The sequence below is a fragment of the Vibrio sp. D420a genome, assembly GCF_030248625.1.
Classification (GTDB): domain Bacteria; phylum Pseudomonadota; class Gammaproteobacteria; order Enterobacterales; family Vibrionaceae; genus Vibrio; species Vibrio fortis_A.
Map to the genome: position 1 here is coordinate 26,507 of NZ_JAHGAN010000029.1, position 12,860 is coordinate 39,366.

Here is a 12,860-nt window from a genome sequence, read left to right on the forward strand (position 1 = left end):
CGTCTTAAGCACAAGCTTCTCGCCAACTGCTCGCTTATTATCCACCCTGACTTAATTAATACATTCAGGGATAACAGATTATGATGTGGTTTCTAACCTGTGTTGCGGCACTCATCGGCGGTTACTTTCTTTATGGCACTTTCATTGAGAAGGTGTTCGGCATAAACGAAAAACGCCAAACTCCGGCTCATACAAAACAAGATGGTGTGGATTACGTTCCAATGTCGACACCAAAGGTTTACCTTGTACAACTGCTTAACATTGCAGGTGTTGGTCCAATCTTCGGCCCTATCATGGGTGCCTTATACGGCCCAGCAGCAATGCTTTGGATTGTGCTCGGTTGTATCTTCGCAGGTGCCGTACACGACTACTTCTCAGGTATGTTATCTATCCGTAATGGCGGTGCTTCGGTTCCAACCATCACAGGACGTTACCTAGGCAATGGCGCAAAACACTTTATGAATATCTTTGCCATTGTTCTGCTTCTTCTTGTGGGCGTGGTATTCGTATCAGCTCCAGCAGGCATGATCACGAACCTAGTAAACGACCAAACTGATTTCGCGATGTCTTCAACAACGATGGTTGTGGTTATCTTCGCTTACTACATCATCGCAACAATTGTCCCTGTTGATAAAATCATTGGTCGCTTCTACCCACTGTTCGGCGCACTGCTTATCTTTATGTCTGTTGGCCTAATCACAGCAATTGGCTTCTCCGATGAACACCAAATCATGGGTGGTTTTGAAATCAGCGACATGTTCACTAACATGAACCCGAACGACCTACCACTTTGGCCTGCCCTATTCATCACTATCGCTTGTGGTGCTATCTCTGGCTTCCACGCAACTCAGTCTCCACTGATGGCACGTTGCATGGAAAATGAGAAGAACGGTCGCTTCGTATTCTACGGTGCAATGATTGGTGAAGGCATCATCGCTCTTATCTGGTGTGCACTTGCACTATCGTTCTTCGGTTCAGTTGAGTCACTATCTGAAGCAGTAGCAAATGGTGGTCCAGGTAACGTTGTATACAGCGCTTCATTTGGCCTACTGGGTGTATTTGGCGGTATCCTTGCTTTCCTTGGTGTGGTTATCCTACCAATCACTTCTGGTGACACTGCATTCCGTTCAAGCCGTCTTATCCTTGCTGAATACTTCAACATGGAACAGAAGACACTGCGTAACCGCCTACTGATGGCGCTACCGCTGTTCGTTATCGGTGGTATCCTGACTCAAGTTGATTTCGGTATCATCTGGCGCTACTTCGGTTTTGCTAACCAATCAACAGCAGTAATGATGCTGTGGACAGCGTCAGCTTACCTACTACGTCACAACAAACTGCACTGGGTAACGACGGTTCCAGCTATCTTCATGACGTCTGTGTGTATCACATTCATCCTGAACAACAGCCAACTGGGCTTCGGTCTACCAATGCAAATCTCAACTATCGTTGGTGTGATTAGTGCACTAGGTGTTGCAGCTTACGTGATTAAGATTTCAAAAGGCAAAGGCGAAACTGACCTTGCTGATGAAGAAAAAGAAGCAAAAGGCGTGACTAAAACAGCCTAGCTTATCGGGTGCAACCCCCTTCGCTTGCTCCACCTTAAATTAAGGTTGGAAACTCTACAAAGCCCATCCTAGTGATGGGCTTTGCGTTACTGGGTAGATGGCCCTTAAACTATACCTATAACTAATGCGGTATTACCTAGTGCTTAAAGCTTATGTCGCTTCGCCTTAACCCATGCAGAACTTTTTATTAGTGGATATATGGAACTGATTCTCTCGCTACTTCAACAAACCTGTGTCTATTTAGTACTGGCTTATATGATCAGCAAAACACCGCTGATCCTGCCACTGCTGAGTATCTCTTCACGACTCAGTCATAAAGTCAGTTGTTATATCCTGTTCTCACTGTTCTGTATTATGGGCACTTACTTTGGCTTGCAGATCAACGATGCCATCGCTAACACGCGCGCAATGGGGGCGGTAATGGGCGGTCTGTTTGGTGGGCCTGTAGTTGGCTTTGCCGTCGGTTTAACTGGCGGTATCCATCGCTACACCTTAGGCGGATTCACAGACCTTGCATGTGCCATATCGACCACAGCGGAAGGCCTAATCGGTGGCTTATTGCACGTCTATCTGGTGCGTAAGAACAAAGCGAGTCAGCTGTTCAATCCGATGGTGGTGTTTTCCGTGACCCTGTTTGCTGAAATCATTCAAATGCTGATTCTGTTGGCGGTCGCTAAACCATTCGCCCAAGCCTACGCACTGGTGTCCGACATTGCAGCGCCAATGATCATTGCAAACTCAGTCGGCGCTGCGTTGTTCATGAGCATCATCCAAGACAGAAAAACCATCTTTGAAAAATACTCTGCGACCTTTTCGCGCCGCGCGCTGACCATTGCCGAGCGCTCGGTTGGTATTCTTCATGGCGGCTTTAACTCAGACAACGCACAAAAGATTGTCCGTATTATTTATGAAGAGACCAACGTTGGCGCAGTGGCAATTACCGATAGAGAGAAGATTCTCGCGTTTGTCGGTATTGGTGATGAGCACCATATCCCCAATACTCCAATCTCCTCTCAGAGCACACTGACGGCGATGGAGAAGAACGACATCATCTACTTAGATGGTAAAGAGAACCCATATCAGTGTTCCCTCTCAGCAGATTGTAAGCTAGGCTCAGCTCTGATTATCCCACTGCGTGCGGGGAACGAGGTTGTCGGAACCATCAAGCTCTACGAACCGAAGCTTAAACTCTTTTCGACCATCAATATGTCGATGGGTGAAGGTATCGCTCAGCTGCTATCGAGCCAGATTCTGTTTAGCAACTATCAACAACAGCAAACCTTGCTGACGCAGGCTGAAATTAAACTACTGCATGCGCAAGTCAATCCACACTTCTTATTCAATGCTCTGAATACCATCAGTGCAGTCACAAGGCGTGAACCAGATAAAGCGCGAGAGCTGATTCAGCATTTATCACACTTCTTTAGAAGTAACCTCAAACAGAACATCAACACCGTCAAACTGAAAGATGAGTTAGCGCACGTTAATGCCTACCTCACGATCGAGAAAGCGCGTTTTACCGATCGCTTAGAAATTGAATGGGATATTGACCCTCAGCTTTATGAGGTCGAACTACCAAGCTTTACCCTTCAGCCCCTGGTTGAGAACGCCATCAAGCACGGGATATCTAATCTTCTTGAGGGGGGAACAGTGAAAATCTATAGCGAACTCCATCAAGGCAGCTACCGAATCACCGTAGAAGACAACGCAGGCAGCTACGAAAAGCCAAGTAGCGATCATGTAGGCTTAGGTATGGAGATCGTGGACAAACGTCTAACCAATTTCTTTGGACAAGACTCAGCTCTAAAAATAGAATCTCAGCCACAGCAATTTACGCGTATGAGCTTTATCATTCCAAAGGCGCTGTAACGCGCGATTCAACATAACAGCGTATACTGACACAGTAGATTGGAATTAAGGTATTTGGATGTTAAAGGCATTAGTCATAGATGATGAGCTGTTCGCTCGCGAAGAGTTGATTGAGCTGCTCACTGAAACAGAAAAAGTGGATGTGATAGGTCAAGCGAGTAATGCCATCGAAGGGCTAAAGCAGATCAACCACCTCAAGCCAGACGTCGTTTATTTAGACATTCAAATGCCGCAGATCACCGGTATCGAGCTACTGAGTATGCTCGACCCTGAGAACATGCCTTACGTAGTGTTCGTTACCGCTTACGACCAATATGCTATTCAAGCCTTTGAAGACAACGCCTTCGATTAACTCCTCAAGCCAGTTGAACCGTGTCGACTCAACAAAAGCGTTTCACGTTTATGTAAAGTGATTAAGCAGAGCCAACAACCGCCTGAACAAGACATCAATGCTATTGCGCCATCGCACTTAGAGCAGATTCCGTGTATCGGTCACAACCGCATTGTAATCATGGCAAGCCAAACGGTCGAATGCGCCTATTCTGACCTGAGTGGTGTTCACGTTCGCAGCGCGTCACAAACCGCCTCTTCTCAACTGACTCTAAAAGTCCTAGAAGAGAAGACCGATCTGATCCGTTGTCATCGCCAATATTTGATAAATATAAAAGCGATCCAAGAGATCAAGCTTCTGGAAAACGGTCTTGCGGAGATCATCACTCTAACTGGCTTTGAGGTACCTGTTAGTCGTCGCTACCTGAAAACTCTCAAAGAGCAGCTTGGTATCCACTAACCTTTTCGTTCAATGAACTTCAACTCACTGAAAACAAGATCAAAAAAGCCAACCGCAAAGGTTGGCTTTTTAGTTCAAAACTTTCGTCAAACGCGATGACTAATCAACTTGTTTAATCTGAAGCTCTTTTGGTACTTCGAAGAACATATTCTCTTCGCGACCTTGGATCTCTTCGATGCCTTCAGCACCTAGCTCGCGGATACGATCTAGAATTTGATTAACCAGTTCTTCTGGCGCAGAAGCACCTGCCGTCACACCGACTTTCTTCTTGCCTTCAACCCACTCTGGTTGAATGTCTTCTGGGCAATCCGTTAAGTAGCCTGGAGTACCCAGTTTCTCAGCCAGCTCTTTCAAGCGTGTTGAGTTTGATGAGTTCTTAGAACCAACAACAATCACCACATCAACATCGTTCGCCATATCACGAACCGCATCTTGACGGTTTTGTGTTGCGTAGCAGATATCGTCTTTACGTGGGCCTTGGATCTCAGGGAACACGCGACGCAGCTCTTCGATCACATCCGCCGTCTCATCAACAGACAGTGTCGTTTGGCTTACGTAGTGAAGGTTGCTTGGATCTTTAACCACCAGCTTTGACACATCTTCTGGTTTTTCAACCAAGTACATACCACCAGTATCACTCGCGTATTGACCCATAGTGCCTTCAACTTCAGGGTGACCTGCATGACCAATCAGAACCACTTCCATATTTTTACGGCTCGCACGAGCCACTTCCATATGTACTTTGGTTACCAGAGGACAAGTCGCATCAAAAACCGTTAGGTCGCGCTCTTTGGCTTCTTTACGAACCGCTTGAGACACGCCGTGAGCAGAAAAGATAACAATGTTATCGTCTGGCACTTCATGAAGCTCTTCCACGAAAATCGCACCGCGTTGTTTCAAACCTTCGACTACAAAACGGTTATGCACCACTTCATGACGAACATAAATCGGTGGTTGATACAATTCCAGTGCGCGTTCCACGATACTGATCGCTCGATCAACACCGGCACAAAATCCACGCGGGTTAGCTAACATTATTTTCATTTTATTGCTCAGTTCTTTTATTGCGAATCGCTTACAGCGCGACCAAGATCATTCTACAGTTCGCGTTTAGCGAAGCGGGCATTCTACAGGGAAGCGCAAAGACAGTGAAGCTTCGAATTGTTGGCAAAGATGAATCGCCGTCTATTCTACCGCTAAGATGTTAACGTCAAACGTCACGTCTTGGCCTGCCAGTGGATGGTTAAAGTCCACAGTGACAGAGTCGCCAGCAATGTCCGTAATGATGCCTGGAATTTCCATACCATCACGACCAGAGAAAGCCATGATAGTGCCGACTTCAATCTCAGTGTCGCCAGCAAAACGTGCGCGATCCATGTGATGAACATTATCTGGGTTAGGCAAACCGAACGCATCTTCTGCTTTTAAATCAATCGACTTTTGCGTACCCGCTTCAAGTCCTAATAGGCACTGCTCAAAGTTCTCACTCAAGCTACCATCACCCATTACAAATTTAGCTGGCTTGCCCATGTTTTCAGTACTGTCAGCAACGGAACCGTCTTTCATCTTAATGGTAAAATGAAGTGTTACTGCTGAGTCATTCTTAATTGCTGTCACGTTACTTTCCTTGGGTTGTATCAATTATTATTTTTCCTCACAGAGGATAAACAAAAAGCGCCGCCGGAATCAACCGACAGCGCTTAGGGCTATTATATTCTGTGAGTCATTAAGTGACTTGTAGAGCTTATTTGCTCTCATCCTTTTTGCGGAATCCATCTAAGATGATCATCGCAGCACCGATACAGATACCCATATCAGCAAGGTTAAATGCAGGCCAGTGGTATGTACCCCAGTAGAAGTCTAAGTAATCCACAACAAAGCCGTGAACAACTCGGTCAAATACATTACCTACCGCACCACCAATGATGATTGCATAAGCGATGTTATTCCACTTCTCTGTCGCCGGCAGTTTACTCATCCAGTAGGTCAGCATACCCGTGACTACAAACGCAATACCTGTGAACAGCCAACGTTGCCAGCCACCTTGATCACTCAAAAAGCTGAAAGCAGCACCGTAGTTATGAACATACAAGAAGTTAAAGAATGGCAATACCTCAATACGGTTTGCCCAGCCGTAACCCATATTGTCCATCACAAACAGCTTGATGCCAATGTCCGCAAGAAAGACCAATAAAGCCAGCCATAACCAACGTACGCCCGACTGCTTTAGTGAAAAATCACTCATGCTTATTCCTATAAATCTATGAACTTCTCTATTCTATACAGCGAGATGCACACATGAAAGACCAATATGATGGCTGAACCTCCATCCGCTTTGATGTTGCGCGCCACTGCATAAAAATGACCAGCCGTATCACTCGGCATTTTATCCCAGCTAAAAATAACCCCAGTAGATACTGGGGCTATAAAAACTAAGCAAAGTTCAATTAATTGATCACTGCTCTAAATTATTGGTGTTGTAACAAGGCGACAAATTTACGAAGCTCCTGAGCATAGTTGTCCTATGTGATGGAGATGGTCCGACAATTCGGAGTAAATGCTGTCAACACAGTTACAATGCCAAGAATGACGAGCAATTATGCGAACTTACGCACTTCACCTTCACCAGCAACGTTAGTCACACAACGACCACACACTTTCTCGTGACCTTCGATTGTGCCAACGTCTGGCGTGTGGTGCCAACAACGGTCACACTTCTCGTTCTCTGTCGCTGCAACTTCAACGAATAGACCTTCAAGATCTGTCGCTTGTGCTGCATCGCTCTTCTCACTTAGAGGCTTAACAACCGCAGCTGAAGTTAGAAGAACAAAACGTAGTTCGTCTTCTAGCTTGTTGATTTTCGCCGCTAGTGCATCGTCTGCGTATAGAGTCACTTCAGCTTGCAGTGCGCCACCGATAGTTTTCTCTTTACGAGCGTCTTCAAGAAGCTTGTTCACTGCGCCACGAACAGATTGGATTTCAGTCCAGAATTCGTTGCTTAGCTCTTCGCCTTCCGCTAGACCAAATAGACCTTCGAACCACTCACCTGTGAATACGAACTTGTCACGTTGACCTGGCATCTCGTTCCAGATTTCGTCTGCTGTGAACGACATGATAGGAGCCATCCAACGAACCAGAGCTTCTACGATGTAGTAAAGCGCAGTTTGACAGCTGCGTTGAGCGTGGCCGCCCTTCTTCGCTGTGTACTGACGGTCTTTGATTACATCTAGGTAGAAAGAACCCATCTCGATAGAACAGAACTGCATTAGACGTTGAGTTACACCGTGAGTGTTGTACTCACCGTATGCTTTCACGATCTCTTCTTGTGCAGCTTGTGCACGGCCTACAGCCCAACGGTCTAGTGCCACCATCTCTTCAGCTGGAACTAGGTCAGTTTCTGGGTTGAAACCGTTCAAGTTCGCTAGGAAGAAACGCGCTGTGTTACGAATACGACGGTAAGCATCTGCTGAACGCTTCAGGATCTCATCAGATACTGCTACTTCACCTGTGTAGTCTGTAGAAGCAACCCATAGACGCAGGATATCTGCACCTAGCTTGTTGGTTACATCTTTAGGTGCAACAACGTTACCGATAGATTTAGACATCTTACGGCCGTTACCATCTACTACGAAGCCGTGCGTTAGCACTTGCTTGTATGGCGCTTCGTCTTTCATCGCGATAGATGAAATTAGAGAAGATTGGAACCAACCACGGTGTTGGTCTGAACCTTCTAGGTATAGGTCAGCTTTGTTGCCGTTGTACTCTTCACGAGCGTCAACAACTGAGTAGTGTGTTACACCTGAATCGAACCATACGTCTAGTGTATCTAGTACTTTCTCGTATTTGTCCGCTTCTTCGCCTAGTAGGTCAGAGATTTCTAGATCCCACCAAGCTTGAATACCTTTCTGCTCAACAAGTTGAGCAACTTGCTCGATAAGCTCAAGCGTGTTCGGGTGCAGTTCTGCTGTCTCTTTATGAACGAACAGAGCGATTGGCACACCCCAAGTACGTTGACGAGAGATACACCACTCAGGGCGACCTTCGATCATACCTTCGATACGGCTTTGACCCCACTCAGGCATCCACTCAACACCCTTGATTGACTCAAGAGCTTTAGCACGTAGGCCAGCTTGATCCATCGATACGAACCATTGTGGTGTCGCACGGAAGATGATTGGCGTTTTGTGTCTCCAGCAGTGTGGGTAGCTGTGCTCGTAAGCGTGGTGATGTAGTAGAGCGCCTTTCTCTTTCAGTACTTCAAGTACAGAGTCGTTCGCTTTAAATACGTGTTGACCAGCAAATAGCTCAGTGTCAGGTAGGTAGACACCGTTTGAACCTACTGGGTTTGCTACTTCTAGACCGTACTTGTTACCAACCGCGAAGTCTTCTTGACCATGGCCCGGTGCTGTGTGAACTACACCAGTACCTGAATCCGTTGTTACGTGATCGCCAAGGATCGCAGGAACAGTGAAGTCGTAGAATGGGTGGTTGAACTGAGTTAGCTCAAGATCAGCACCGCTTGCAAAACCTAGGTTATGGAAGTGCTCGATACCCGCACGATCCATTACGTCTTTAGCTAGCTCAGAAGCAACGATGATACGCTGTGCAGCTTGATCGCCATTTGCTTCTACTTGGATTAGAACGTACTCAAGATCGTCACGTAGACATACTGCGCGGTTTGCAGGTAGTGTCCATGGTGTTGTAGTCCAGATAACGATAGAGATATCGCCCTGGCCTTCGTGACCTTCAGCTAGCTTGAATTTAGAAACTAGCGCAGCTTCATCAGCCGCTGTGAATTTCACGTCGATTGATGGAGAAACTTTATCTTTGTACTCAACTTCCGCTTCCGCTAGAGCAGAACCACAGTCAGTACACCAGTGAACAGGTTTGAAACCTTTCAGTAGGTGGCCGTTGTCTGCAATTTTACCTAGAGCGCGGATGATGTTTGCTTCAGTGCCGAAGTCCATAGTGCGGTATGGCTTGTCCCACTCGCCCATGATACCTAGACGTTTAAAGCTCTCTTTTTGACCTTCAACTTGGCCCGCAGCGTACTTACGACACTCTTCACGGAACTCAGAAGCAGAGATCTTCTGACCTGGTTTGCCTTTTTTCTTCTCAACCATCAGCTCGATTGGAAGACCGTGACAGTCCCAACCTGGGATGTATGGAGCATCAAAACCAGACAGAGTCTTAGATTTAATAATAATGTCTTTAAGAATCTTGTTTAGCGCGTGACCAATGTGAATATCGCCGTTCGCGTAAGGAGGGCCATCATGCAGTACGAAAGATTTTTTACCTTTCTTCGCTTTACGGATTTCGCCGTAAAGATCTTCTTTGTACCAACGCTTAAGCATTTCTGGCTCACGATTTGCCAGATTACCGCGCATTGGAAACCCTGTTTCAGGTAAGTTCAGGGTATCTTTATAATCACTCATCGATTCTTAATTCCGTTATATTGGGCGAAGTTAGACATTATGTTAATCGGTGGAATCAACCGATTAATTCTTTAGCTGACGCAGCCACACCCTTGCTGCTTCAGCATCCAATTCTATTTGATTCTTTAGTGCGTCGAACGATTCAAACTTTTTCTCGTCGCGCAATTTGTGCAAAAGACGTACTTCTAACTGTTTACCATATAAATTGGCTTTAAAGTCAAAAAAATGCACTTCTAGTTGCTGACGAACTCCATTTACGGTTGGTCGTTGTCCAATATTTGCAACACCACCGACAGGTGAACCATCGATGTCGACTGCTTCAACAACATACACCCCAGAGACTGGAGAGACACAACGTTTAAGTGGGATATTCGCCGTTGGGAAACCTATAGTTCTTCCCAGTTTACGCCCATGAGACACACGACCACTGATACTGTAATCACGCCCTAACATGGCAGCGCTAGAGGTTAAATCGTCAACCGCCAGAGCATTGCGTATTTCAGTGCTACTTACACGCAGCTGGTTTAAGCAGAAGCTTTGGGTACTAACCACCTCAAAACCATACTTTTCACCCGCTTCTTTAAGCATAGCGAAATTGCCGGTGCGACCTTTACCGAAGCAGAAGTCATCACCCACTACCAAAAACTTCACACCAAGTTTGTCCACCAACAGATCTTTAATAAAAGCATCCGCCGATAGGTTCGCGAAGTAGTGGTTAAAATTGACACACAATAAACGGCTAATATCCAGCTTACTCAGCTGCACGAACTTATCTCGTAAGCGAGTTAAACGTGCAGGGGCTTTGTCACGAGCAAACAGTTCCATGGGCTGAGGCTCAAACGTCATCACGACAGAGGGAAAGCCCAATGCCGCAGCTTGCTTGGATACCTGGCTCAGTACTTCCTGATGTCCTAGATGTACACCATCAAAGTTGCCTATGGTTAATACACAGCCGTGATGCTGCGCTTTAATATTGTGAATGCCTCGGATTAGTTCCATTACGACCAGCTAAAATCTGTTATTTGCATCATTCATTGTGTGAAACCGACGGATTATATACTAATCAGTATTACTCTGTCGCTGCTTTTAAATGTTTTACTCGGATACCCAAAGCGAACACAGAGACAATATAAGCAAACCCGCCAAGTGCAATCAAGCCAGTCAGCATAAGCGCTCGGTAACTGAAGCTCCACTCAAGCCATTGTTGCATACTCTCTAGTTGCCATAAAATCACAGCAACCATTGCGCCACCCGCAAGTAAAAGCTTTCCGCTAAAGACTAAGGTTGTTTTCGTTAGGTGGTAAACGCCAGCTAAATGTAAGCCTCTATATAGCAGTGCCATATTGACAAAGGCCGACAGCGCGGTCGCAATCGCCAAACCTACGTAACCATAGAAATAAGCAAAGATGGCATTAAACACCATATTGCTTACCATTGCGATAATACCGTACTTAACTGGGGTTTTAGTGTCTTGGCGTGAGTAGTAACCCGGCGCTAGCACCTTAATCAACATGAAGTTAAGTAGACCCGACGCATAAGCGACCAGAGACATCGAAGCCTGCTCCACGTCATGAGGGCTAAACTCACCACGCATGAACAGCACCATCAACATAGGCTTCGCTAGCACAATCAAGCCGAACATAGCAGGAATACCCAGCAACAGAACCATGCGCACCCCCCAGTCCATAGTATGAGCAAAGCCCTCACCTTGTGCATCGACATGTTTACGAGATAGCGCAGGCAGAATCACGGTTGCGATAGCAATACCAAACAAGCCTAATGGAAACTCTAAAAGGCGGTCAGAGTAATAAAGCCAACTGATAGAGCCTGTAGCTAGGAAACTGGCAATAAAGGTATCAAACAGCAAGTTAATTTGGCTAACTGACACACCAAACAGCGCAGGGATCATCAAAGTACGGATCTTAACAACGCCAGGATCGCGCCAACCCCACTTAGGCTTAACTAAAACACCCTCTTTAATTAAAAAAGGTAATTGGAACAGAAACTGAACCAAACCGCCTAAAAAGACACCAATCGCCAATCCAATTTCAGGTTGTTCTAGATTCGGTGCAATGAAAAGCGCAGAGCCTATGATCATGACGTTCAAGAACACAGGCGTAAAAGAAGATACCGCAAACTTACCTAAGGTATTAAGAATCGCCCCAGATAAAGCAACGAAGGTAATGAACCATAAATAGGGAAAGGTGATTTTGAGCATCAAACTGGCTAACTCAAATTTATGAGCCGACGGGCCACCATTAAGCCAGTCGATAAACCAACCCGCACCAAATAGCGCTGTAATAGCACCAGAACCAATCACACCAACTAGAGTGACAATTGAGACTAGCACTCCGAGCGTACCGGACACCCTAGCTATCAATTCGCGAGTCTTATCTTTATCTCCCGCAGCATGGTACTCAGTTAGAACAGGAACAAAGGCTTGTGAGAAGGCGCCTTCAGCAAACAGGCGACGTAGGAAATTAGGGATCTTATTGGCGAAGAAAAAGACGTCAGCACTGGCCCCAGCCCCCATCAAATTGGCCACGACAACGTCGCGCACAAGTCCCAATACACGGGAAACAAAAGTCATCGCACTTACTATCATGCCTGACTTTAATAGTCGTTTACTCACAAAAACCTCTGACACTGATTGATTAGTTCTAAGCGAGGATAAATACTATCCGATCGTTAGAAGCATATTTATTAGCATTGGTCTAAAAATGCTGTTAGAATCCCCGCCATCTTAACCGCGATAACCTTTCCATTCCAAAATTTGTTTGGCTACGATTGGTTTTTGCACAAATCATTTGACAATTAAGCGCAAATGAGGGATAGTCCTCGCCCTTAAATTGTCACCGAACTAAGTTTTTGGGAGTTAGACCCTTGGCAAACAGTAAATCTGCTAAGAAGCGCGCTATCCAAGCTGAGAAACGTCGCCAGCACAACGCTAGCCGTCGTTCTATGATGCGCACTTACATGAAAAAAACTATCGCAGCTATCGCAGCTGGCGATAAAGAAGCTGCAACTGCTGCTTTCGTAGAAGTTACACCACTTCTAGACCGCATGGCGACTAAAGGCCTTATTCACAAGAATAAAGCTGCTCGTCATAAGTCTCGTTTCGCTGCTGCAATCAAAGCTCTTTAATAGATACTTGATTTCAAAGCAAAACGAAAAAAACCGGCCTTGGCCGGTTTTTTT

At 45.9% G+C, this 12,860-nt stretch carries 9 protein-coding genes and 1 pseudogene; 4 read left to right on the forward strand and 6 right to left on the reverse strand.

Annotated elements, in window-relative coordinates; all coding sequences use genetic code 11:
- Positions 1-80: 80 nt before the first annotated feature.
- From KI743_RS18670 to btsR, 3 genes and pseudogenes are all read left to right on the forward strand, one after another.
- Positions 81-1,568, forward strand: coding sequence for a carbon starvation protein A (locus KI743_RS18670; protein WP_285467708.1), 1,488 nt, complete (start codon positions 81-83; stop codon positions 1,566-1,568).
- Positions 1,569-1,766: 198 nt separating this feature from the next.
- Positions 1,767-3,437 carry a sensor histidine kinase gene (locus KI743_RS18675; protein ID WP_032553186.1) on the forward strand — a complete coding sequence of 557 codons (1,671 nt, stop codon included), beginning with the start codon at positions 1,767-1,769 and terminating at the stop codon, positions 3,435-3,437.
- 58 nt (positions 3,438-3,495) lie between these two features.
- Positions 3,496-4,227 (forward strand): annotated as a pseudogene (gene btsR, locus KI743_RS18680) (two-component system response regulator BtsR).
- Positions 4,228-4,326: 99 nt separating this feature from the next.
- Here btsR and ispH read toward each other — a convergent pair.
- The 6 genes from ispH to murJ form a co-directional block, all read right to left on the reverse strand.
- The gene (gene ispH / locus KI743_RS18685; RefSeq protein ID WP_084181922.1) at positions 4,327-5,283 is read right to left on the reverse strand and encodes a 4-hydroxy-3-methylbut-2-enyl diphosphate reductase; all 957 of its coding nucleotides are present in this window, start codon (positions 5,281-5,283) and stop codon (positions 4,327-4,329) included.
- Between the two features lie 129 nt (positions 5,284-5,412).
- On the reverse strand, positions 5,413-5,844 hold the full coding sequence (gene fkpB / locus KI743_RS18690; RefSeq protein WP_150895804.1) for an FKBP-type peptidyl-prolyl cis-trans isomerase: 432 nt from the start codon (positions 5,842-5,844) through the stop codon (positions 5,413-5,415).
- 127 nt (positions 5,845-5,971) lie between these two features.
- Positions 5,972-6,472, reverse strand: coding sequence for a signal peptidase II (gene lspA, locus KI743_RS18695; protein WP_032553182.1), 501 nt, complete (start codon positions 6,470-6,472; stop codon positions 5,972-5,974).
- Between the two features lie 352 nt (positions 6,473-6,824).
- Positions 6,825-9,662 carry an isoleucine--tRNA ligase gene (gene ileS, locus KI743_RS18700; RefSeq protein ID WP_150871002.1) on the reverse strand — a complete coding sequence of 946 codons (2,838 nt, stop codon included), beginning with the start codon at positions 9,660-9,662 and terminating at the stop codon, positions 6,825-6,827.
- 63 nt (positions 9,663-9,725) lie between these two features.
- A complete protein-coding gene (gene ribF, locus KI743_RS18705) occupies positions 9,726-10,661 on the reverse strand; it encodes a bifunctional riboflavin kinase/FAD synthetase (protein ID WP_285467715.1) in 936 nt (311 codons plus the stop codon).
- Between the two features lie 70 nt (positions 10,662-10,731).
- Positions 10,732-12,294: a murein biosynthesis integral membrane protein MurJ gene (gene murJ / locus KI743_RS18710; protein ID WP_032553218.1), complete on the reverse strand. Its 1,563-nt coding sequence runs from the start codon at positions 12,292-12,294 to the stop codon at positions 10,732-10,734.
- Between the two features lie 251 nt (positions 12,295-12,545).
- Here murJ and rpsT point away from each other — a divergent pair, with 251 nt between their 5' ends.
- On the forward strand, positions 12,546-12,806 hold the full coding sequence (gene rpsT / locus KI743_RS18715) for a 30S ribosomal protein S20 (protein ID WP_032553178.1): 261 nt from the start codon (positions 12,546-12,548) through the stop codon (positions 12,804-12,806).
- The last annotated feature ends 54 nt before the right edge of the window (positions 12,807-12,860 follow it).

Coding starts and splice junctions, on each gene's coding strand:
- KI743_RS18670 (WP_285467708.1), top strand. CDS start 81: ATGATGTGGTTTCTAACCTGTGTTGCGGCACTCATCGGCGGTTACTTT.
- KI743_RS18675 (WP_032553186.1), top strand. CDS start 1,767: ATGGAACTGATTCTCTCGCTACTTCAACAAACCTGTGTCTATTTAGTA.
- lspA (WP_032553182.1), bottom strand. CDS start 6,472: ATGAGTGATTTTTCACTAAAGCAGTCGGGCGTACGTTGGTTATGGCTG.
- ileS (WP_150871002.1), bottom strand. CDS start 9,662: ATGAGTGATTATAAAGATACCCTGAACTTACCTGAAACAGGGTTTCCA.
- ribF (WP_285467715.1), bottom strand. CDS start 10,661: ATGGAACTAATCCGAGGCATTCACAATATTAAAGCGCAGCATCACGGC.